General features: G+C 64.2%; 18 protein-coding genes and 1 other RNA gene. 7 read left to right on the top strand and 12 right to left on the bottom strand.

Annotated features, from left to right (window positions below; translation table 11 throughout):
* The first annotated feature begins 139 nt into the window (after nucleotides 1-139).
* Complete coding sequence (locus tag NCS58_RS10870; RefSeq protein WP_250538412.1) at nucleotides 140-1546, top strand: gamma-glutamyl-gamma-aminobutyrate hydrolase family protein; 1407 nt, start codon at nucleotides 140-142, stop codon at nucleotides 1544-1546.
* Nucleotides 1547-1648: 102 nt separating this feature from the next.
* Here the strand turns inward: NCS58_RS10870 and NCS58_RS10865 are convergent, their stop codons facing one another.
* From NCS58_RS10865 to NCS58_RS10855, 3 genes are all read right to left on the bottom strand, one after another.
* The gene (locus tag NCS58_RS10865) at nucleotides 1649-2383 is read right to left on the bottom strand and encodes a DUF2968 domain-containing protein (protein ID WP_061121146.1); all 735 of its coding nucleotides are present in this window, start codon (nucleotides 2381-2383) and stop codon (nucleotides 1649-1651) included.
* Between the two features lie 52 nt (nucleotides 2384-2435).
* On the bottom strand, nucleotides 2436-3434 hold the full coding sequence (locus NCS58_RS10860) for a hypothetical protein (RefSeq protein ID WP_250538411.1): 999 nt from the start codon (nucleotides 3432-3434) through the stop codon (nucleotides 2436-2438).
* 211 nt (nucleotides 3435-3645) lie between these two features.
* Entirely contained in the window at nucleotides 3646-4158 is a 513-nt protein-coding gene (locus NCS58_RS10855) for a GNAT family N-acetyltransferase (protein ID WP_061121148.1), read from the bottom strand.
* 241 nt (nucleotides 4159-4399) lie between these two features.
* Between NCS58_RS10855 and NCS58_RS10850 the strand changes: the two genes are divergently transcribed.
* Nucleotides 4400-5695: an MFS transporter gene (locus NCS58_RS10850; RefSeq protein ID WP_250538410.1), complete on the top strand. Its 1296-nt coding sequence runs from the start codon at nucleotides 4400-4402 to the stop codon at nucleotides 5693-5695.
* A 45-nt stretch (nucleotides 5696-5740) separates the two neighbouring features.
* Here the strand turns inward: NCS58_RS10850 and NCS58_RS10845 are convergent, their stop codons facing one another.
* Nucleotides 5741-7600: a tetratricopeptide repeat protein gene (locus tag NCS58_RS10845; RefSeq protein ID WP_250538409.1), complete on the bottom strand. Its 1860-nt coding sequence runs from the start codon at nucleotides 7598-7600 to the stop codon at nucleotides 5741-5743.
* A 122-nt stretch (nucleotides 7601-7722) separates the two neighbouring features.
* On the opposite strand from NCS58_RS10845, the gene NCS58_RS10840 reads away from it, so the two are divergent.
* The 3 genes from NCS58_RS10840 to NCS58_RS10830 all read left to right on the top strand — a co-directional run bounded on the left by NCS58_RS10840 (nucleotide 7723) and on the right by NCS58_RS10830 (nucleotide 10909).
* Nucleotides 7723-8082, top strand: coding sequence for a metalloregulator ArsR/SmtB family transcription factor (locus NCS58_RS10840; protein ID WP_061121151.1), 360 nt, complete (start codon nucleotides 7723-7725; stop codon nucleotides 8080-8082).
* Nucleotides 8083-8108: 26 nt separating this feature from the next.
* Nucleotides 8109-9092, top strand: coding sequence for a cation diffusion facilitator family transporter (locus tag NCS58_RS10835; RefSeq protein ID WP_250538408.1), 984 nt, complete (start codon nucleotides 8109-8111; stop codon nucleotides 9090-9092).
* An 80-nt stretch (nucleotides 9093-9172) separates the two neighbouring features.
* On the top strand, nucleotides 9173-10909 hold the full coding sequence (locus NCS58_RS10830; RefSeq protein WP_250538407.1) for an FAD-dependent monooxygenase: 1737 nt from the start codon (nucleotides 9173-9175) through the stop codon (nucleotides 10907-10909).
* 55 nt (nucleotides 10910-10964) lie between these two features.
* Here NCS58_RS10830 and NCS58_RS10825 read toward each other — a convergent pair whose 3' ends face one another.
* The 4 genes from NCS58_RS10825 to NCS58_RS10810 are packed head-to-tail and all read right to left on the bottom strand — an operon-like array spanning nucleotide 10965 to nucleotide 16195.
* Entirely contained in the window at nucleotides 10965-11210 is a 246-nt protein-coding gene (locus NCS58_RS10825; RefSeq protein WP_061121154.1) for a formate dehydrogenase subunit delta, read from the bottom strand.
* Between the two features lie 3 nt (nucleotides 11211-11213).
* A complete protein-coding gene (gene fdhF, locus NCS58_RS10820) occupies nucleotides 11214-14138 on the bottom strand; it encodes a formate dehydrogenase subunit alpha (RefSeq protein WP_250476936.1) in 2925 nt (974 codons plus the stop codon).
* Nucleotides 14139-14153: 15 nt separating this feature from the next.
* Entirely contained in the window at nucleotides 14154-15710 is a 1557-nt protein-coding gene (locus tag NCS58_RS10815; protein WP_250538406.1) for an NADH-quinone oxidoreductase subunit NuoF, read from the bottom strand.
* The gene (locus NCS58_RS10810; RefSeq protein ID WP_250538405.1) at nucleotides 15707-16195 is read right to left on the bottom strand and encodes an NAD(P)H-dependent oxidoreductase subunit E; all 489 of its coding nucleotides are present in this window, start codon (nucleotides 16193-16195) and stop codon (nucleotides 15707-15709) included. The genes NCS58_RS10815 and NCS58_RS10810 overlap by 4 nt, the downstream gene beginning before the upstream one ends.
* 128 nt (nucleotides 16196-16323) lie before the next feature.
* Between NCS58_RS10810 and NCS58_RS10805 the strand changes: the two genes are divergently transcribed.
* The gene (locus NCS58_RS10805) at nucleotides 16324-17394 is read left to right on the top strand and encodes a substrate-binding domain-containing protein (RefSeq protein WP_061121158.1); all 1071 of its coding nucleotides are present in this window, start codon (nucleotides 16324-16326) and stop codon (nucleotides 17392-17394) included.
* 144 nt (nucleotides 17395-17538) lie between these two features.
* On the top strand, nucleotides 17539-17808 hold the full coding sequence (locus tag NCS58_RS10800) for a hypothetical protein (RefSeq protein ID WP_250490139.1): 270 nt from the start codon (nucleotides 17539-17541) through the stop codon (nucleotides 17806-17808).
* Nucleotides 17809-18113: 305 nt separating this feature from the next.
* On the opposite strand, the gene ssrA is transcribed toward NCS58_RS10800, so the two are convergent.
* From ssrA to ompA, 4 genes are all read right to left on the bottom strand, one after another.
* Nucleotides 18114-18471: a transfer-messenger RNA gene (ssrA, locus tag NCS58_RS10795) on the bottom strand.
* Nucleotides 18472-18547: 76 nt separating this feature from the next.
* Nucleotides 18548-19312, bottom strand: a complete 765-nt coding sequence (gene gph, locus NCS58_RS10790) for a phosphoglycolate phosphatase (RefSeq protein ID WP_061121160.1) — start codon at nucleotides 19310-19312, stop codon at nucleotides 18548-18550.
* A gap of 4 nt (nucleotides 19313-19316) precedes the next feature.
* Nucleotides 19317-20015 (bottom strand): bifunctional 2-polyprenyl-6-hydroxyphenol methylase/3-demethylubiquinol 3-O-methyltransferase UbiG, encoded by a 699-nt coding sequence (ubiG, locus tag NCS58_RS10785; protein WP_061121161.1) that lies wholly within the window; start codon nucleotides 20013-20015, stop codon nucleotides 19317-19319.
* Between the two features lie 193 nt (nucleotides 20016-20208).
* Nucleotides 20209-20871 carry an outer membrane protein OmpA gene (ompA, locus tag NCS58_RS10780; protein ID WP_061121162.1) on the bottom strand — a complete coding sequence of 221 codons (663 nt, stop codon included), beginning with the start codon at nucleotides 20869-20871 and terminating at the stop codon, nucleotides 20209-20211.
* Nucleotides 20872-21001: the final 130 nt, after the last annotated feature.

Below are 21001 nucleotides of genomic sequence, written 5' to 3'. Positions count from 1 at the left end.
CCTTACAGCGGCTGAAGGGTTCCCCGCGATAATGTGAGCCGATGTGACCAAATGTTTGCTGGTTTGCCCCGTGCCGGTCTGAGGCGGATAATCGGAGTCTGTGCATTCTCCTTATGGCGTTCGAGCGCCTGAATCCGGAATGAGCGATAACAAAACGTCCAACGACGCAAGCAGCACCGCCGCGCGCGCAAGCGCCGCCGACTCTCAAGCCGCTCCGCACAGCGCGAATCCCACGGCGCCGCCCGAAGCGGCGGCAGCGGCCTCGGCGCCCGGCCCGAAGGCGAGCGCGACCGAGCGGGCAGCGACGGATGCGCCTTCCAGCGCATCGAACGTCGAACCGGTCGACACGGCGCAGGCCCGCCGCGACGAAGCGCAGCAGGCCGCCCGCGACGCGCGCGCATCGGCGGCGAGCGCGGCTGCGGCGCAGGAAGCCGCGGTGCGCGAAACACCGCGCGCATCCGGCAAGCCCAAGGCGAGTCTCGCCGAGAATTTCGAAGCCGCGACCGAAGCGGAAGCCGCGAGCACGGCCAGTGCGCACTCCGCGGCGTCCGATTCGCCGACCGGCCGCGCGACCGTCCTGCCGCCCGAATTGGCGGAGGCGCCGGATTTCAGCAAGCTCAATCCGCCGCCGCTGCCGTTGTCCGAAGAGGCGGCAGCGCCGGCACAGCCCGCATATCTCAAGCACTCGGATTCGGCGTGGTCCGTGTTCGGCCGGATCATCGCCGCGCGTGCGCGTCAGATTTTCGACCGCGCGGGCCAGCGCATCACGCAACGTACGTTGCGTATCGGCGTATCGGCGCGCATCTTTCATCCCGAGCCGGGGGCGAAAGGGCTGCGCGGCAAGACGCTGCAATATCTCGAGGAGTCGATCGCGCACTGGGTCATGTCGCGCGACGTGCTCGTGTTCATGATTCCGACGGTCGGCCATCAAGGGATGCTGCATCCGAGCAACATCCGTCTGCGTGACTATGCGAAGCATCTCGACGGCCTGCTGCTCCAGGGCGGCGCCGACGTTTCTCCGCAGTCCTACGAGGAAGCGACGACGCGTCCCGAATGGCCGGGCGACCGCGTGCGCGACATGTACGAGCTGGAACTGCTGCATGAGTTCGTTGAGTCGGGCAAGCCCGTGCTCGGCGTGTGCCGTGGCTGTCAGCTGATCAACGTGGCGTTCGGCGGCACGCTCTACGGCGACATCGCCACCGATGTGCCGACGGCCGGCATCCACGTCAACGAACACTACGACCAGCATCGCCATTCGATTCGCTTCCCCGATGGTTCCACGCTCGCCAACATGTTCCCGAACCAGCGCGAGGCGATCGTCAACTCGATCCACCATCAGGCGGTGAAGTCGATCGGGCGCGATCTGAACATCGAGGCGGTGTCGGCGGCGGACGGGATCATCGAGGCGGTGCGTTATCGGAAGGCGCCGTTCGTCGTCGGCGTGCAATGGCATCCGGAGTTTCATCGGGCGGGCGGCGCGGAACTGCTCGATTGCACGCCGCTGCTCGATACGTTCCTGCGCGTCGCCCGCGAAACGCGCTTTTGAGCCGAATTTCTGAGCCGAATTCGCGTTTCGGCATGTCGCAAAACGAGAAGGCCCGCTCGATTCGAGCGGGCCTTCTTCGTTTTCAGATGCGTGCAGCCGATCTCACCGCGATGGCGTCACGCTCACCGGTGCGAGTCCCGCTTCCGTCTGCTTCTGAAGCTGTTCGACCTGCAATTGCAGCGCGCGCAGCTTGCGTTCGGCTTCCAGCTTGTCCGTCTGCAGCACGGCGGATTCGGCCTGCAATTGCTGCTGACGCTGCGACACTTGCGAATCCTGCTGCTGCGCGAGTTGGAGGTCGGCGGTGAGCCGGTTCGCACGGTCAGCCGATTTCGCGATCACGCGCTCGAGCAACGCCTTCTGCGCCTGCAATTGCGTGCGGCGGATTTCGCCATCGGCTAGTTCGAAGCTCTTGCGCGAGAACTGCGCATAGATCGATTCGGCGCGGGCAGCGTCCTGTGTCTTGACGACGCGCCACCAGCGCGCGTCCTGCGAGAGCGCGACGTAGTAGAGCATCTCTTGCGCGAGGAAGAAGAGCTTCGCGCCGTAGCTGCCGTTGTGCGTCGCGCGCAGTTCCGTGAGGCTGCCCGCCTGCGCGAGATTCTGCAATTCAGCGATGTTGCCTTCGACGCGGGGCGCGTTCGAATCGGCGTTCAGATCGGACAGATCCATGAGTGCGGACTGTGCGGGCTCGTTTGCGGGAGCCGCAACTTGAGCCGTCGTCGCGGCGGCTTTTGCCGTCGCGGGTGCCGCGAACGTGCTCGTGAACGGCGCGAGGAGGCCACAGAGGGATAAGGCGAGCGTGAGCGTCGCGTAACGGAGATAACGTAGTTGCATCATCTTGGCGTCGGGGCCGGAATGGTTGATCGGGCTGGCGGTACATGTAGCGCGGCTAACGCGCGCCGTTCGCAGCGCCGCGGCCGTAGGAGGCCGCGTTGCTGTCGAGGGTCGGTGAATGCTGGAGCATCGAATAGAGCGTGGTCGGGTCCATCGACACGGCAACCTTCGTCGGCTGGCTTGCGACTCTTTCGACCGATGTCGCGTGCGCGCGCCGCGGCGCCTCTTGCTTCACGACGCGCTCGCCAACCGTGTGAGCACGCAATGCCGCGCGCTTCGTGTGCGGCGTCAGCACGGCTCTCACGCGAACGTTGTGCTTGCGGTCTTCCGCTGGCGCGATGAAACGCACGCGTGTCTTTTCCGGCGTCGTCGCGGCAGGCGCAGCTTTCGTGTCAGTCGCGGCCGGGTCGACGGCTGCGATGGTGCGGCTGTCTGCGCTCACCGGCGCGGCGACTGCCGATGAAGCCAGCGCTTCCGATGGTTGCGCGATCTGGCCGCGCGTGGGTGCCGCAGTGGGCGTGAGCGCTGCCGTAGCGGCTGCGGGCTGGCCCGGCTGCGTGCGAATCCTGACTTCTTCGGCCGGCGCGGTGCGCATAGTGCTTCGCGAGACCGGTGCGTGACTGAACAGCAACCATACGATGAGCACGCCGCAAGCCGCGGCGATAGTAGCGACGATCGGCTTGCTGAAGCCATGCTTGCCGGCGTCCGACGGCGCGTTGACCGCGAGATGAACGGGAGCGGCGCGGGTTTCGCCGGCCTGGTCTGGAGTGTCCGAGCCTTCGGTCAGGTGCAGCATCGCGCGCGGAATCTCTTCCTTGGAGAAGACGCCCCAGAGGCTCGTGGCGCGGTAAGGCGAGTGGATGTCGGACAGACTGAGGGCCGGCACATAGGCGGTGACGAAGCGTGCCGCGAAAAGCGCAGTTTCGGACTGCGACTGAACCGGGCGCGAGCGCATAGGTGACCATTCGAAACCGAAGCTCAAGGACGGATCCGTCGGCGAGCGCGTCGTCGGCAGACGCAGATTGCCTTCCACTACGATCAAGGGTTCGGACATGAAGTTTCCACATGCATGCGCCCGGGCGCGGGCAAACGAGACGGTCCGCCCGGACCTTCGGGGCGCAAGGAGATAGCACCGCGGGTTCGGCGCGAGGATGGCCGAAATTTGACCCGCGATCATACGAAACGGTTACGTGCCCGACGACCAGAAGATTCCTATTGTCTGTTTTTGACAGGAATGCTTATTGACAGGTGTGATTTCCTTATGCTCAGTCGAGCGCAAACACATAGCGCAGTGAGAAGACGTCGATGCCTGCCATGTGATCCGCTTCGCGTTCGGCGAATGTCCAGCCGCGCGATTCATAGAAGCCGATTGCCGCAGCGTTCTGCTCCAGCACGGAGAGATACAGTTGCCGTGCGCCTCGCGAGCGAGCCCAGCGCGCCGCTTCGTCGAGCATCACGGTGCCTGTGCCGAGGCCGCGATGCCCGGGCAGCGCGTGCAGATTGTCGACGAGCACGCTGCCTGTCTCGTCCGGCTCGACGAGACAGATGAAGCCGACCGGTTCGCCTGCATGCTCCGCGATGAACACGCTCGCCGTGCCGGCCGCGACATCCTTCATGCGCGCGTCCCAGTGCGCGACGCGCTCGGCCTGAAGATCGCGATCGAGATACGTGTCCGGCAGGATGCCGCGATATGCCGACGCCCAACTGCGGGCGTGCATCGAGGCGATGAGCGCCGTGTCGTTCGTCGTAGCGACGCGTAGCGAGATTTCCGTATTCATGAATGGGCTGCTTGTAATGTTTAAGTTAGGCGTACGTAACCGTATTTTAATATTGTTTGCGTGAAATTGAGCGAAGTTGCGTGCAGTCATCGGTGGCGCGGCGTTAAGATCGAGGGCGTTCGCATTTACAAGAACCGAAACAGAATCCGCCTCAGTCTTGCGGCCGGTCACGTCCGGACGGCCGTGTACGGTTTTGCGATCGCGCAGAACCGAAGTGCGGCCCACAGCTCCCGAGAAAGTCATGTCCACGACCCATATAGCACCTGCCAACGAATCCAAATTCAAGACGGTATTTCGCGTCGTCAGCGGAAACTTCCTGGAAATGTACGACTTCATGGTCTACGGCTATTACGCTTCGGCGATCGCCAAGACCTATTTTCCGAGCGGCGACGAGTTCGCCTCGCTGATGCTCGCGCTGTCCGTATTCGGCGCGGGCTTCCTGATGCGGCCGGTCGGCGCCATCGTGCTCGGCGCGTACATCGACCACCACGGGCGGCGCAAGGGCCTTATCCTCACGCTCGGGCTGATGGCGGTCGGCACCGCGTGCGTCGCGCTGGTGCCGGGCTACGCGACCATCGGTGCGCTCGCGCCGATCATCGTGCTGGGCGGGCGGCTGCTGCAGGGCTTCTCGGCCGGCGTGGAACTGGGTGGCGTGTCGGTGTATCTGTCCGAGATCGCGACGCGGGGCAACAAGGGCTTTTATTGTTCATGGCAGTCCGGCAGCCAGCAAGTCGCCGTCGTGTTCGCGGCGCTGATCGGCGTGATCATGAACCGCCTCTTGCCGCCTGAGCAGATGACCGCCTGGGGCTGGCGCGTGCCGTTCCTGATCGGCTGCCTGATCGTGCCGTTCCTCTTCATCATCCGCCGCTCGCTGCGTGAAACCGACGAGTTCCTGGCGAGGAAGCATCGCCCGAGCATGAGCGAGATCGCGCGGTCGATCGCGCAGAACTGGGGCATCGTGCTTGCCGGGATGGGCATGGTCATCATGACGACCGTGTCGTTCTACATGATCACCGCCTATACGCCGACCTTCGGCAAGGAAGTGCTGAAGCTCTCCGCCATCGATGCGCTCGTGGTCACGGTGTGCGTCGGCATCTCCAACCTGGTCTGGCTGCCGGTGATGGGCGCGGTGTCGGATCGGGTGGGGCGCCGTCCGGTGTTGCTCGTGTTCACGATCCTGACCATTCTGACGTCGTATCCGGTGGTGCAATGGCTCGTCGCGGAGCCGTCGTTCGCGCGCCTGCTCATGTGCGAACTGTGGCTGTCGTTCCTGTACGGCAGCTACAACGGGGCGATGGTGGTCGCGCTGACCGAAGTGATGCCCGTCGATGTGCGCACGACCGGATTCTCGATGGCCTATAGCCTCGCGACGACCATCGGCGGATTCACGCCGGCGATCTCGACGTATCTGATCCATGTCACCGGAAACAAGGCCGCGCCCGGACTGTGGATGGGCCTTGCCGCCATTTGCGGGCTGATCGCGACGCTCGTGCTGTATCGCTCGTCCGAGGCGCGCAATCAGTACAAGACGGCCTGACGCATTCGCGAACGTCGAAAAGATCCCCGCTTCGGCGGGGTCTTCTTATGCAGGCAGCAACGCCAGCGCGGCCGTCGTCGCCTCGATCACTTCGCGCCATCGGCCCGGCGCGTGCTGGCGCACGAGATGCGCCTCCGGATACCACGGGTTGTCGGCGGCGCCGATACCCCAGCGCCAGTCGGCGGCGAAAGGCAGCATCACCCAGAGCGGCTTGCCGAGCGCGCCCGCGAGGTGCGCGACGGACGTATCCACGGATACGACGCCGTCCAGCCGATCGACGATCGCGCCCGTGTCGGCGAAGTTCTCGAGACGGCCTTCGAGCGTGTGAATCGACTTCGCGTTCGGATGCGCGTTCAGCACGTCATGCTCGCGGCCTGTCACGAACGGTTGGAGCACGACCCAGTCGATGCCCTCGAGCGCAAAGAGCGGCGCGAGCTCGCCGACCGGCACCGCGCGCGTCTCGCCTGGCTGCATCCGCCCGGACCACGCAATGCCGATCTTGCGCCGCGCCTGGCCGCCGATCGAGCCGCGCCACTTGCGCCGGTAATCGGCGGGCACGACGAGATAGGGCGCGCGGGCCGGAATCGCATCGGGCGAGGTCATGCCGAGCGCGAGCGGCAGGCTGAGCAGCGGGCAGAAAGCGTCCGCGTGCGCCGGGGCGCCATCCGACTTGCTCTTCAATTCGACGCGCGCGGCATGCGCGGCCGGCGCGAGCAGTGGCACGAGCGCGGGCTGCACTTCCAGCACCAGCTTGCCGACGAGCTTCGCCGCAAAAGGCACGAAGCGCGCGAACTGCAAGGTGTCGCCGAAGCCCTGCTCGGCGCGCACGAGCAGCGTGCGGCCCGGCATCGGCTCGCCATTCCAGCGTGGCAAGCGCGGCGAGGGTTCGCTGCCGGGCGTCTGCAAACGCCATTCGTAGGCGGGCAGTCCGCGCGCGTAATCGCCGGTCGTGAGCAGGGCGAGCGCGCGGTTCAGATGCGCGGCGGGCATCGAGGGATCGATGCGCAATGCTTCGTCGAACGCGCGCAGCGCCGCGCGATGTGCGCCGAGCGCGAGATGCGCGTTGCCGAGGCAGAGCCATGCGACGCCATATTTCGGATCGAGACCTATCGCCCGCTCGAAATGCGGCACGGCTTCTTCGTGGCGCCCGAGCTTCGCGAGCGCGTGTCCCAGCCCGAAATACCCTGGTGCGAAGTGCGGCTGCAACGCGACGGCCTTTCGCAGCACCGGCAGCGCATCTTCGGGGTGGCCGTTCGTGTCGAGCAGATTGCCGAGATTGAAATGCGCGGCGACGTAATTCGGCTCGGCATCGAGCGCGGCGCGAAAATGCGCGATCGCGCCGAGCGTATCGCCGAGCGCGTTCAGCGCCATGCCGAGATTGTTGTGCGCGCCGGCATGGCGCGGGCGCAGCGCGAGCGTGCGCTTGAACGCGTGCGCGGCGTCCTTGAAACGGCGCAGCGCGGAGAGCGCATTGCCGAAGTTGTTCCATGCGGCCGGATCGTCGGGCTGCAGGCGCAAGGCCTTTTCGAAGGCATCGGCGGCGTCTTCGTGGCGACCGGCTGCCGTGTAGGCGTTGCCGAGGTTGTACTGCGCGAGCGGAAAACCCGGCGCGAGCGTCAGTGCGTTGCGAAAGCGTTCGATCGCGTCGTCGAGGCGGCCGAGCGCTTTCAGCGCGTTGCCGAGGTTGAGCTGCAGGCCGGCGTCGGTCGGGCGCAGCTCGACGGCGCGGCGCACGAGCTCGGCCGCCTCCGCGTGCTGGCCCTGTTGATGGCGCAGCACGCCGAGGTAATGCAGTGCGTCGACGTGTCGGGGTTCGGCGGCGAGCGCGGCCTGGTAGTCGCGCTCCGCGTCGGTCAGGCGGCCATCGCGATGGGCCGCGAAACCGCGGGCGAATACGGTGTCCATGACGGGGAAGACTTCTGGCCGGGAAAAGCAAACCCCGCATTTTCCCACACCGTCGCCGCGCTTCCGGAGAAGCGCGTTGACATGTTGCGGCGATGGCACTTAACATGTGAACACCTATTCATATGTTAGCGATGACTGTGGCTTCCGATCCGTCCACCACTGCCAGCACGAGCACGTCCGACGACCGCGTCGTCCCGCTCGCCGATCTGTTTCGCCTGCTCGGCGACCCGACGCGCCTGCGCATCGTGCTCGCGTGTGTCGAACAGCGGCGCGCGGTCGGGGCGATCGCCGAGTTGCTCGGGCTGTCGGCGTCGCTCGTGAGCCATCACTTGCGGCTCTTGCGCGCGGCGCGGATCGTGCGGGCCGAGCGCCAGGGCAAGCAGGTGTTCTACGTGGCGGCGGATCGCCACATCAGCGCGATGCTGGGCGAGTTGCTGGAGCACATCGCGGAGCCGCAGGCCGACGCCACCGACATCGAATGACAGCTACCGGAACACGAGTACCTCCCATGAGCACGCATCAGCACGAAGAACACGAACACCACGACGGCCACGAGCATGGGCATTCGCACGGGCACGGCGGGCATGGCCATCACCATCACGGCGCGCCGCAGGAAGGGCAGGGCCGAACGTTCGCGCTCGCGGTCGGCCTGAACGTGCTGATCGTGATCGTGCAGGCCGTCTATGGCTTTCTCGCCCATTCGACCGCGCTGCTCGCCGATGCCGGCCACAATCTCTCCGACGTGCTCGGCCTCCTGCTCGCATGGGGCGCCGTGTGGCTCGGCAAGCGCCAGCCGAGTTCGCGCTATACCTTCGGCCTCGGCAGCTCGTCGATTCTTGCTTCGCTCGCCAATGCGGCGCTGCTGCTCTTCGCATGCGGCGCGATCGTGCTCGAAGCGATTCAGCGTCTGCTCAATCCGGCGCCCGTCGCGGGGCTCGACGTGTTCATCGTCGCGACGCTCGGCATGATCGTGAACGGTTTCTCCGCGTGGCTCTTCATGCGCGGCAGCAAGGAGGACCTCAACGTGCGCGGCGCCTTCCTGCACATGGCCGCCGATGCCGCCATCTCCGCCGCCGTCGCGGTCAGCGGTCTCGTCATCCTGTTCACGGGCGCGAGCTGGCTCGATCCGCTGATGAGCCTGATCGTCGTCTCGGTCATCGTCTACGGCACGTGGGGACTCGGGCGCGACGCGATGCGCCTCGCGATGGCCGCGGTCCCGTCCTCGGTCGACATGCCGCGCGTCGAGCAATATCTGAAGCAGCTTCCCGGCGTGCGCGACGTGCACGACCTGCACGTGTGGGCGCTCTCGACGACCGAAAACGCGCTCACGGTCCATCTCGTGATGCCTCAGGGCCACCCCGGCGATGACTTCGTGCAGGGCGTCGTCACGACGCTGCGCCGCGAATATTCGATGCATCATGCGACCGTGCAGGTGGAGTTCGGCGAGGCCTGCCACGCGTGCGTGCTGAGCGAGCGCGGGCACGCGCACTGAGTCCGATGCGGCCGGCGCACGTGCTAAAAGCGGAGGGTACGGGCGTACACTAGACGCCGTGACGTTTGGGAGAGGACTGCATGTTCGCGCCAAAGCTGAATCCGAACGACAAGCTGGATGTGGTGCCCGTTCTGATCGTAGGCGCCGGTCCAACGGGCCTCGCCGCCGCGATGAGCCTCGCGCGCGCGCACGTCCCGGTCAGGCTCGTCGACAAGGCGCGCGAGCCGTCGCCGCATTCACGCGCGATCGGCATTCAGGCGCGCACGCTGGAACTCTTCGAGCAGCATCGCGTGGTCAAGCCGTTTCTCGAACTCGGCCATCGCGCGCGCGTCGCGAATCTCTATTCGAACGGGCAGCGCCTCGCTCGCCTCGACTTCGATCCGCTGCAGACGCGTTATCCGTATCTGCTCTTTCTCGAGCAATCGCAGACCGAACGCCTGCTCGCGCAGCATCTGAAGGGCTATCACGTCGATGTCGAGCGCGGCGTCGAAGTGGTCGATTTCTCGCAGGGTTCGGCAGGCTTGCAGGCGACGCTGCGCCATCCGAACGGACGTGATGAACTGTTACGGCCTTCGTATCTGATCGCGGCGGACGGCGCGCATAGTTTCGTGCGGCATCGGCTCGGCATCGGTTTCGATGGCAAGACTTTCGATCAAACGTATCTGCTCGCCGATCTCCAGGCGGACTCCGACTGGCCCGATGACGAATTCCACATCTTCGCGTCGGGCGAGGGCCTCGCCGCGCTTTTCCCGATGGGCGGCGACCGCGCGCGCCTGATCGCGGATCTGCCGGCGCCGGTGGCGAGTGCCGTCAACGCGGCCGAAGCGAAAACCGGCCCGACGCTCGATGAATGCCGTGCGCTCATCGAGCGTCGCGTGCATCACAAGATCGCGCTGTCGAACCTGACGTGGTCGTCGTACTTTCACCTGAACAGCCGCATGGTCGACAGGCTGCGTGTCGAGCGCGTGTTCCTCGCGGGCGATTCGGCGCACGTGCATAGTCCGGCCGGCGCGCAGGGCATGAACACGGGCATTCAGGAGGCGTTCAATCTCGGCTGGAAGATCGCGCGGATGCTCGCGGGCGGCGCGCCCGAGCGGCTGCTCGACAGCTATCACACGGAGCGGCATCCGATCGAACGCGACGTGCTGCGCCAGACGAGCATGCTTACGCAGATGGCAGGCGCCGAGCACGGCCCGATGAAACTGATGCGCGATCACGTAATGCCCGCGCTCGCCGCGATCGGCCCGCTGCGCGACGCGATGCGGCGCACGGTGAGCGAACTGTCGATCAACTATCGCAAGAGCCCGCTCACGCTTGAGCGTCTGCTCGACGGCGGCCCGCGCGCGGGCGAGCGCGCGCCCGATGCGCGCGTGCATGTCGTCGACGGGCCGCTCGGGCGGCTTCCCGGCGTCGGCTGTCTTTACGATTTGCACGATCCCGGCTGCTTCTCGCTTTTCCTGCTCCTGAACCCGTCCGGCGAGGACGACATCGCGCTTGCGCCCGCGACGATCACCATCGCGCACGCGATGCGCGATCCGGACCTCGACGGCTTCGTGAAAGCGCTCGACAACATCATGCCGAACGCGGTGCGCGTCTGGCGCATCACCGATACGCGCGGCGAGGGCGCGAATTCGCTCACCGACAACTACGGCCGCACGCGTCCCGCGTTCTATCTCGTGCGTCCCGATGGCTATATCGCCGCGCGCGGTCGCGCGCCGTCGGATGTGCATGCGCTCCTGCGTCACTGCGAAATCTGGTTCGGCGCACAGGACGCGAACGCCGAGCGACAGGCGGAACGCGAATACCGCGAAGATTGAAAAAAGCCCTGCATTGCAGGGCCTGGTGTGATCCGCGCTTGAGTCGTGAACGACGTCAGGCGGGCGCCGTCTTCGGCTGCAAATCGGCCTTGTGCAGACTGAGCGCCTCGCGCACGATCGGCTCCATCGACGCGCTCGCTTCCGGATTGTCGAGCGCGGCGAGAATCGCGAGCCGCATGCGCGGCTCCCAGAAGCGGCGGATATGATCCGCGACGCTGTCGACGGCTTCGGCGCGGTCGGGCATCGAATCGAAAAACTGTCCGATGCGGTTCGCCATCTCGATCAGGTTATCGACATCCATTCGTTATTTTCCTGAAGAAGTGGTCGTGGCGAGGTTGAGTAGCTCGAGCTGCTGCGTGTTGAAGCGCGAGTAGTCCTTCTGCCATTGCGACGGCTGCTCCACCGGCATCACCTGCACCGCCGTCACCTTGTACTCCGGACAGTTGGTCGCCCAGTCGGATGAGTCCGTCGTGATGACGTTCGCGCCCGATTCCGGGAAGTGGAACGTCGTATACACGACGCCCGGCTGCATGCGCTCGGAGATCTTCGCGCGCAACACCGTCTGTCCTGCGCGCGACTCGATGCCGACCCAGTCGTCCATCTTGATGCCGCGATCTTGCGCATCGACCGGATGAATTTCCAGACGATCCTCGTCGTGCCATTGCGAGTTCTCGGTGCGGCGCGTCTGCGCGCCGACGTTGTATTGCGACAGAATGCGCCCGGTCGTGAGCAGCAGCGGATACTTGCGCGTGACCTTCTCCGGCGTTGCGATGAACTTCGTGATGACGAAACGTCCCTTGCCGCGCACGAATTCGTCGATGTGCATGGTCGGCGTGCCGTCCGGCGCCTTCTCGTTGCAAGGCCACTGAATGCTGCCGAGCTCGTCGAGCCGGTCGTACGAGACGCCGTGGAAAGTCGGCGTGAGGCGCGCGATCTCGTCCATGATTTCGGACGGGTTCGCGTAGTTCATCTCATAGCCGAGCGCGCGCGAGAGCTTGATCGTCACTTCCCAGTCGGAGTAGCCCGCGAGCGGCGGCATCACCTTGCGCACGCGCGAGATGCGGCGCTCGGCGTTGGTGAAGGTGCCGTCCTTTTCGAGGAAGGTCGAGCCGGGCAAGAGGACGTGCGCGTACTTCGCCGTTTCATTCAGGAAGATGTCCTGCACGACGATGCATTCCATCGACGACAACGCGTCCGCCACGTGCTGCGTGTTCGGGTCCGACTGGACGATGTCCTCGCCCTGGCAGTAGAGGCCCATGAACGTGCCGTGCATCGCGGCATCGAACATGTTCGGGATGCGCAGGCCCGGCTCCGGCTGGAGCTTCACGTCCCATGCTTCCTCGAAGAGCGAGCGCACGGCCGCATCGCCGATATGGCGATAGCCCGGCAACTCGTGCGGGAACGAGCCCATGTCGCACGAGCCCTGCACGTTGTTCTGGCCGCGCAGCGGATTCACGCCGACGCCTTCGCGGCCGACGTTGCCTGTCGCCATCGCGAGATTCGCGATGCCCATGACGGCGGTCGAGCCTTGCGCATGCTCGGTCACGCCGAGGCCGTAATAGATCGCGCCGTTGCCGCCCAGCGCGTAGACGCGCGCGGCTTCGCGGACCTGTTGCGCTGGCACGCCGGTGATGGCTTCCATGGCTTCGGGCGAGTTTTCTTCCTTCGCGACGAAATCGCGCCATTGCCCGAAGGCGCGCGCCTCGCAGCGTTCAGCGATGAAATCTTCCTTCAGCAAGCCTTCGGTGACGATGACGTGCGCGAGCGAATTGACCATCGCCACATTCGTGCCGGGGCGCAATTGCAGGTGATACTGCGCCTTCACGTGCGGCGTATCGACGATATCGATGCGGCGCGGATCGATCACGATCAGCTTCGCGCCTTCACGCACGCGGCGCTTCAAACGCGAGCCGAAGACCGGATGGCCGTCGGTCGGATTCGCGCCCATCACGATGATCACATCCGATTGCTCGACCGATGCGAAGGTCTGCGTGCCCGCCGATTCGCCGAGGGTCGTCTTGAGACCGTAGCCAGTCGGCGAGTGGCAGACGCGCGCGCAGGTATCGACGTTGTTGTTGCCGAACGCCGCGCGCACGAGTTTCTGCACGAGATACGTCTCTTCGTTCGTGCAGCGCGACGACGTGATGCCGCCGATCGAGTCGCGGCCGTACTTGTCCTGGATGCGGCGGAACTCGCTCGCCGCGTAGTCGATCGCTTCGTCCCACGACACTTCGCGCCACGGATCGGTGATCTTCGCGCGGATCATCGGCTTCTTGATGCGATCCTTGTGCGTCGCGTAACCCCACGCGAAGCGGCCCTTCACGCACGCGTGGCCTTCGTTCGCCTGGCCGTTCTTGTTCGGCGTCATGCGCACGACTGTGTTGCCCTTCATCTCCGCCTTCAGCGAGCAGCCGACGCCGCAGTACGCGCACGTCGTGATGGCCGAATGCTCGGCCTGGCCGAGCATGATGACGGTCTTTTCCTGCAGCGTCGCGGTCGGGCACGCGGCGACGCATGCGCCACACGACACGCATTCCGATTCCATGAACGGCACGTTCTCGCTCGCCGCGACGCGCGATTCGAAGCCGCGTCCGGCGATGGTCAGCGCGAACGTGCCCTGCGTTTCCTCGCATGCGCGCACGCATCGATTGCAGACGATGCACTTCGACGGATCGTAAGTGAAGTACGGATTCGACTCGTCCTTCTTGTCCTTCAGATGGTTCGCGCCTTCATAGCCGTAGCGCACTTCACGCAAGCCGACGACGCCCGCCATGTCCTGCAATTCGCAGTCGCCGTTGGCCGGGCAGGTGAGGCAGTCGAGCGGGTGATCGGATATATACAGCTCCATCACGTTGCGGCGCAGCGATTGCAGCTTGTCGGTTTGCGTGCGCACTTTCATGCCCGCTTCGACGGGCGTCGTGCACGACGCCGGATAGCCGCGCTTGCCCTCGATCTCGACGAGGCACAAGCGGCACGAACCCCACGGCTCGAGCGAATCCGTCGCGCAGAGTTTCGGCACGTTGACGCCGGCTTCGATGGCGGCGCGCATGACAGACGTGCCCGCGGGCACGGTGACGGATTCACCGTCGATTTCGAGCGTCACGTCGATATCGGCGTGACGCAGCGGCGTGCCGTAGTCGGTTTCATCGAGCGGATCGCGGCGCTGCACGGACGCCGCGCTCTTGCACGCGCAGTTGCCGGAGCCGCAGCCGTTGATGGTGTTGGACATTGTCGTCTCCTTGTTCTATGCCGCTTTCTGTGCGGGCGTGCGGGGCAGCCCGAAGTCCTCGGGGAAGTGATCGAGCGCGGACATCACCGGGAACGGCGTCATGCCGCCCATCGCGCAGAGCGAGCCCGACACCATGGTGTCGCACAACTCGCGCAACAGCGTGATCTGCTTCACCGATGTATCGCCTTCACGGATCTTCGCGATGACTTCCTCGCCGCGCGTCGAGCCGATGCGGCAGGGCGTGCACTTGCCGCACGATTCGAGCGCGCAGAAGTGCATCGCGTATTGCGCGAGTTCGGCGAGGTTCGAGGTGTCGTCGTGAACCACGAGCCCGCCGTGACCGACCACCGCGCCGACCTTCGCGTATTCCTCGTAGTCGAGCGGAATGTCCCACTGGCTTTCCGGCAGATAAGTGCCGAGCGGCCCGCCCACTTGCACCGCGCGCGCCGGACGGCCGCTCGCGGTGCCGCCGCCGTAGGTGTAGAGCAGTTCGCGCAGCGTCACGCCGAACGCCAGTTCGACGAGTCCGCCTTGGTTCACATTGCCCGCGATCTGGAACGGCAGCGTGCCGCGTGAGCGGCCCATGCCGAAGTCGCGATAGAAGGCCGCGCCCTTCGCGAAGATGATCGGTACGGTCGCGAGCGTGATGACGTTGTTGATGACCGTGGGTTTCCCGTACAGTCCGGTGAGCGCCGGCACAGGCGGTTTCGCGCGCACGATGCCGCGCTTGCCTTCGAGCGATTCGAGCAGCGCGGTTTCCTCGCCGCACACATACGCGCCCGCGCCCTTCGCCACATACAACTCGAACGCATGCGACGTGCCGAGCACGCTCGCGCCGAGCCAGCCGGCATCGCGTGCCTTGTCGATCGCGCGGTTCAGCGTCGCGATCGAATGCGGATACTCGCTGCGCACGTAGATGTAGCCCTTGGTCGCGCCCACCGCCACGCCCGCGATGATCATGCCTTCGATCAGCATGTACGGATCGCTTTCCATGACGAGACGGTCGGAGAAGGTGCCGGAATCGCCTTCGTCCGCATTGCAGACGATGTACTTCTGATCGGCGTGCGCCGCGCGCACCGTCTTCCACTTGATGCCCGCGGGGAATGCCGCGCCGCCGCGTCCACGCAGGCCGGAATCGAGCAGCGCTTCACAGACTGCGTCGCCGTTCATGTCGAGCACCTGGCGTAATCCCTGAAGGCCGCCGAGCGCGGTGTAATCGTCGATCGACAGCGGGTCCGTGATGCCGATGCGCGCGAACGTCAGGCGCTGCTGGTTCTTGAGATAAGGAATCTCATCCACGATGCCGACGTTCTTGTCGTGCGCCTTGCCCTCGTGAAAACCGGCATCGAAGAGCGCGGCGACATCGTCGGCTTCGACATTCGAATAGCCGATGCGCCCATCCGCCGTCTCGACTTCGACGAGCGGTTCGAGATAGAAGAGCCCGCGCGAACCGTTGCGCACGAGTTGCACGTCCACGCCGCGTTTCTGTGCTTCGCCTTCGATGGCCCGAGCGACGGCGTCCGCGCCCAGCGCGAGCGCAGCGGAATCGATGGGAACGTAAATGCGCGTCATGCCGTCACCTCCGCCACCTTCGTTTGCGCCGCGGCGTACAGGCGGTCGAACTTCGCCGGGGTCACGCGCGCGTGCAATTCGCCGTTGATCATCATCGACGGAGAGAGCGCGCATTGACCGAGACAAAACACGGATTCCAGCTCGGTGTCTTCGGCATGACCGCTGTCGAAGCGGCAACCCGTGTGCCCTTCGATATGGTCCTTCAACGCTTCCGTGCCCATGCTGCGGCACGCTTCCGCGCGGCAAAGCTGCACGCTCACGCGCGCCGGCGGGGCCGATCGGAAGTGATGGTAGTAGGTGATCACACCGTGCACTTCCGCACGCGACAGCGAAAGCGCCTGCGCGAGCGGCGCGATGGCCGTCTCAGGCACATAGCCGACCTCGTCCTGGATGGCGTGAAGAATGGTCATCAACGTCGCGTCTCGTACCGCGTGGCGACGCACGAGTTCAGCGGATGCAGCGGCGGATAGCTGCGGATGTGTCATGGGGCTCCTCCAACACTCGGCATATGTTTTGTCGGTACATATTTGCGTCGATATAATTACGGGTGCCGAGCCTGAATAAGAACAATAGGCGCCGTGATATATCTTGGCAATAGGATGGAGGATTGCATATGGTGGACGTCGAATGCCGCGCCGAACTGGTCCTGCGGGACGCCGATGGCCGGGAAACCAGTCTCAGCGCGGTTGTGCCGCTTTTACAACTCGTCGCGCAGACGGGCAGTATCGCGAACGCCGCGAGCGCTAAGGGTTTGTCCTATCGGCACGCGTGGGGTTTGTTGCGCGAAATCGAAGCACGTCTTGGCGGCGCGCTGATCACGAAATCGCGCGGGCGGGGCTCGGTGCTTTCCGAACTGGGCGAATCGGTTCTGCGCGCGCAACGTGTGTGCGGCGAACGGCTCGAAGCGCCTCTGCAGGCGGTGGCGAACGATGTCGCCGTGGAACTGAACCGGCGTCTCGCGGGCGGCATCACGCAGGTGCGGATCCACGCGTCGCACGGTTATGCAGTCGCGACGCTCGTGCGCGCGCTCGGCGATCAGCGCGTGCCGGTCGACATCAAGTATCGGGAGAGCGCCGAAGCGGTGAGCGCGCTCGCACGCGGCGAGTGCGAACTGGCGGGGTTTCACTTGCCGATCGGCGAGTTTCGCTCGACTTGCGCGGAGATTTACCGGCCGTTTCTGGACCGCAACAAGCATCAGTTGATCCGGCTCACGCGTCGCACGCAGGGCCTTTTTCTGCCCAAAGGCAATCCGAAGGGTATTTGCGGCTTGCGTGATCTCGCGCGCAGCGACGTGCGCTTCGTCAATCGTCAGCCAGGCTCGGGCACGCGCATGCTGCTCGATTTGTCGTTGCGTCGCGTGGGTGTCGATCCGGACCAGATCAATGGATACGCGACGACTGAACTCACGCATTCGGCGATCGCCGCATTCGTCGCCAGTGGCATGGCCGACCTGGGCTTCGGCGTGCAGCCCGCGGCGCAGCATTTCGCACTCGATTTCATACCGATCATCGACGAGGACTACTTCTTCGCGTGCGAACGCGCGCGGCTCGACGAGGCGCGGCTTGCTTCTGTGTTGCGCATCTTGCGCAGCGCGGGCTTCACGGACAGCGTCGCTCATCTGGAAGGGTACGATCCGGCGCACTGCGGCTTGCTCGTCGATATCGACGACGGCTTGCGCGGCTGAAGTGAGCGCGTGAGGAATTTCGGAAACGCGCGGTAAGAGAGCGGGGCGGGCGTAAAACTGCCGTCGGGGGCGAATTGGGATAACCTAACGCTTTGCTGTCGACTTCTCTGCTCTGCGCGTAATCTCTTCGCGCGATATACCGCCATGAAACTTTCGTTGCTCGCCTGTTCCTCCGCCGCGCTGATCGCTGGCGCGGCGTATCTGGTTCCTGTCGCCTTTGCCCAGAATTCGCCGGGCCTGCCGGGCGGCGTCCTGCAAGACCAGTTCCGCTTCAATGAGCATCCGCAGATGCAGTTCGCGGCCTCAGAGCCTTCGGATAAGTATCAAAAGGGGAAATCGGCGATGCGCCGCCGGGGCGACGAGGGCGATCCCAACGGCTGCAATCTGAAGTGTCCGAAAGACGGCTCGAACTAACTGCTCTTCTGAAAGCGGGGTCTAGGGGCGTCGGCCTGCTGCATCGCGGTGGAGTCGCCGTAGAACACGTGAGGGATCGGTTGATAATTGACACAAGGCAACAGTATTCGGACCGGTCTGATTTGGTCGATGCGTGTCGCGGTTTATTCTCTCTGGCGTAGCGAAGGTTGTCTCTGTCCTTGCTACGTCTCTCAAGGATGTTTGCCCCGCCTCGTGCGGGGTTTTTTTTGCCTGTCGTGGGCCAAAGGTGGGCCAAAGAAAAAACCCGCGATGCTTGCGCAGTCGCGGGTTTTTACCGGGTGTTCTGGTGGAGGCGGCGGGAATCGAACCCGCGTCCAGAAGCGCTCTACGAACAGTTCTACATACTTAGTTCTGTCTTTTGATTTAACCGGAACGACGCGGACGAACACGCTTCGTTACAGCGATTCACTAAGTTTTCGACCTTGGCGTCGTGACGCCGCAAAGGCTTATCTGACGTATATGACCTCTCGTGGTATTGCTACCCTAACCCGTCAGTGAATTAGTGAGAGGACGGCGGCCCTTAGGCTGCCAGTGCGAACGTATCGTCGTTTGCAGTTACGATTTTCCCATTGATTAACGAGGTGACGGGTCCTCGGTATGCCCTGACCGCTTCACAACCCCTGTCGAAACCAGGTCGCCCCCAAAGCGTAGGGAAGATTATCCCACGAAAAGCCAAATGAGGCGAACGGCGCGATTTTCAAGCCGTTCGCCTCGCAACTCACGCGATGTCGCGCAACAAGTGCTGAAGTTCTTCCGGCGAATCGACCACGTGATTGGCGTGCCAGCGGTGCGGCGGAATGTCGTCGCCGCAATAGCCGTATGCGGCCGCCACGGTGATCATGCCTGCGGCAAACCCGGCCTGCACGTCGCGCAGATCGTCTCCGACATAGACGATGCGCTCCGGCGCGACATCCAGCAATTCCGCGGCGTGCAGGAGCGGCGCGGGGTGCGGCTTCGAATGCGGCGTGGTGTCGCCGCAGACGAGGCAGCCGGCTCGCGTGTCGAGTCCCAGCAGGCCGATGAGCGGCGCGGCGAGCCGCGTCACCTTGTTCGTGACGATGCCCCAGCGCACGCCGCGTGCATCCAGTTGATCGAGTATCTCCGCGATGCCCGGAAAGAGCGTCGTTTCGATGCACAGATCGGCCTCGTAGTTCGCGAGGAATTCCTCGCGCATCGCGGCAAATTCGTGATGTTCCGGGCCGATCTCGAACGCGCCGCCGAGCAGTCCGCGCGCGCCCGCCGACGCATAGGGCCGCAGCATTTCGAGCGGCCGCATCTCGAGGCCGCGGTCGTGCCGCATCTTGTTCACCGCGGCGACCAGATCAGGCGCGGTGTCGGCGATGGTGCCGTCGAGGTCGAACAGCACGGCCTGGCACAACGCGAGACCGTCGCCCTCGGTGAGGCGCTGAGGCAGGGGAGTCGTGTCTTCCGGCAGGGGCTTGGTATCGATGGTGCCCGTGGACAAGGGATCGTCGTTGATCATGGCGTCAGGCTTCGCGGCGGCAAGCCATCATATAGTTGATGCTCGTGTCGTTTGACAGACCGAAATGCTTGGAGATCGGCCGATACGTGATGCCCTTGATGTCGACCGTCAAAAGCGAGGCCGCACGCGCGAACGTGGCCAGCTCGGACGGCTTGATGAAGCGCGCGTAATCGTGTGTGCCGCGCGGCAGCATGCGCGCGATGTATTCCGCACCGATTACGGCGAACAAATAAGCCTTCGCGTTGCGATTCAGCGTGGAGAAGAACACCCAGCCACCCGGCTTCACGAGCGCAGCGCAAGCGGCGACGGTGCCCGCGGGATTCGGCACGTGCTCGAGCATCTCCATGCAAGTCACGACATCGTATGAACCGGGCTCGCGCGCGGCGAGGGCTTCCGCCGAGATCTCTTCGTACGCGACTTCGACACCGCTTTCGAGGCTATGCAGATCGGCGACGCCAAGTGCGCTCGCCGACAAATCGATGCCTTTCACAGTTGCGCCGCGCGTGGCCATCGACTCGGACAGAATGCCGCCGCCGCAGCCGATATCGAGCACACGCTTGCCCATCAGATGCGCATGCGCATCGATCCAGTCGAGCCGTACCGGGTTCAGTTCATGCAGCGGCTTGAACTCGGCGTTCGGGTCCCACCAGCGATGCGCGAGCTCGCTGAATTTCTGAAGTTCGTGGGGATCGACATTGGTCATGTTCGGAAGGGCCTTGATTGAGTCGTGAATCGATTAGGACCGAGTATATAGGCGCCGCAATGGGCGGGCAAAAAGCTGGATGGATGAAGCCTACCTGAATTGCGCGGCTGATTAAGCCAATGCCCAAAAAGCTTCGGGCATAAAAAAACCCCCGCCGAGGCGGGGGTTCGATCTGCGGCAATCCGGCTCGCGATTACTGCTGCGGCTGACGCGTCGTGCCGACAACTTCGACTTCCACGCGACGATCCGGTGCGAGGCAGGCGATGAGTTGCTTGCGGTTCTTCTGTTGGCAGCTACCCTTCGTGACCGGGTCGCGCTTGCCCTTGCCTTCCGTGTAGATGCGGTTGGCTTCGATGCCCTTGCTGACCAGGTAAGCCTTCACAGCTTGCGCACGGCGCAGCGACAGACGATCGTTGTACTTGTCCGAACCAATACGGTCGGTGTAACCCGTTGCAACCACGACTTCGAGGTTCAGCGCGCCGATCTTCGATGCGAGATCGTCCAGCTTTTCCTTACCGGCCGGCTTCAGGACTGCCTTGTCGAAGTCGAACAGAGCGTCAGCCTGATAGGTAACCTTTTGGCTCTGGATGACCGGGGGCGGCGGAGCGACCGGTGCCGGCGGCGTCGGTGCTTGTGCGACCAGTGCGCCATCGCACTTTGCGTTTGCCGTAGCCGGGGTCCAGAATGCGTCGCGCCAGCACAGTTCGTTCGTGCCGTTCATCCACACATACTCGCCCGTACCGTTCACCCAGTTGTCGTTCACGGCTTGTCGCGAGGCCGGCACCGACTGTGCCGAGGCCGATGCAGCCATAACTGCGGTAGCTGCAATGAACGCGAGCTTTGAAAGTTTATTCATATTTCTCCTCTCGAAATTGAGATTACCGCAGGTTTACTGCGAGCCTGTAGACGAAGACAAGTCATACGTTGCTCGAAGTATAACATTCCCCACGGAACAAAACGCGTTGTATAGACTTCGAGCAATGTCT

The sequence above is a fragment of the Caballeronia sp. INML3B genome (assembly GCF_023631305.1).
Classification (GTDB): domain Bacteria; phylum Pseudomonadota; class Gammaproteobacteria; order Burkholderiales; family Burkholderiaceae; genus Caballeronia; species Caballeronia turbans.
Note: the sequence above shows the minus strand (reverse complement) of the source record. Positions and strands in the feature narration are given on the sequence as shown.

What these genes read in the sequence shown, in the direction of transcription:
- NCS58_RS10810 (WP_250538405.1), bottom strand. Translation starts at nt 16,195, where the DNA reads ATGACACATCCGCAGCTATCCGCCGCTGCATCCGCTGAACTCGTGCGT.
- NCS58_RS10805 (WP_061121158.1), top strand. Translation starts at nt 16,324, where the DNA reads ATGGTGGACGTCGAATGCCGCGCCGAACTGGTCCTGCGGGACGCCGAT.
- NCS58_RS10860 (WP_250538411.1), bottom strand. Translation starts at nt 3,434, where the DNA reads ATGTCCGAACCCTTGATCGTAGTGGAAGGCAATCTGCGTCTGCCGACG.
- NCS58_RS10815 (WP_250538406.1), bottom strand. Translation starts at nt 15,710, where the DNA reads ATGACGCGCATTTACGTTCCCATCGATTCCGCTGCGCTCGCGCTGGGC.
- ubiG (WP_061121161.1), bottom strand. Translation starts at nt 20,015, where the DNA reads ATGACCAATGTCGATCCCCACGAACTTCAGAAATTCAGCGAGCTCGCG.
- NCS58_RS10865 (WP_061121146.1), bottom strand. Translation starts at nt 2,383, where the DNA reads ATGATGCAACTACGTTATCTCCGTTACGCGACGCTCACGCTCGCCTTA.
- NCS58_RS10870 (WP_250538412.1), top strand. Translation starts at nt 140, where the DNA reads ATGAGCGATAACAAAACGTCCAACGACGCAAGCAGCACCGCCGCGCGC.
- NCS58_RS10800 (WP_250490139.1), top strand. Translation starts at nt 17,539, where the DNA reads ATGAAACTTTCGTTGCTCGCCTGTTCCTCCGCCGCGCTGATCGCTGGC.
- ompA (WP_061121162.1), bottom strand. Translation starts at nt 20,871, where the DNA reads ATGAATAAACTTTCAAAGCTCGCGTTCATTGCAGCTACCGCAGTTATG.
- NCS58_RS10855 (WP_061121148.1), bottom strand. Translation starts at nt 4,158, where the DNA reads ATGAATACGGAAATCTCGCTACGCGTCGCTACGACGAACGACACGGCG.
- NCS58_RS10830 (WP_250538407.1), top strand. Translation starts at nt 9,173, where the DNA reads ATGTTCGCGCCAAAGCTGAATCCGAACGACAAGCTGGATGTGGTGCCC.
- fdhF (WP_250476936.1), bottom strand. Translation starts at nt 14,138, where the DNA reads ATGTCCAACACCATCAACGGCTGCGGCTCCGGCAACTGCGCGTGCAAG.
- NCS58_RS10850 (WP_250538410.1), top strand. Translation starts at nt 4,400, where the DNA reads ATGTCCACGACCCATATAGCACCTGCCAACGAATCCAAATTCAAGACG.
- NCS58_RS10825 (WP_061121154.1), bottom strand. Translation starts at nt 11,210, where the DNA reads ATGGATGTCGATAACCTGATCGAGATGGCGAACCGCATCGGACAGTTT.
- gph (WP_061121160.1), bottom strand. Translation starts at nt 19,312, where the DNA reads ATGATCAACGACGATCCCTTGTCCACGGGCACCATCGATACCAAGCCC.
- NCS58_RS10845 (WP_250538409.1), bottom strand. Translation starts at nt 7,600, where the DNA reads ATGGACACCGTATTCGCCCGCGGTTTCGCGGCCCATCGCGATGGCCGC.
- NCS58_RS10840 (WP_061121151.1), top strand. Translation starts at nt 7,723, where the DNA reads ATGTTAGCGATGACTGTGGCTTCCGATCCGTCCACCACTGCCAGCACG.
- NCS58_RS10835 (WP_250538408.1), top strand. Translation starts at nt 8,109, where the DNA reads ATGAGCACGCATCAGCACGAAGAACACGAACACCACGACGGCCACGAG.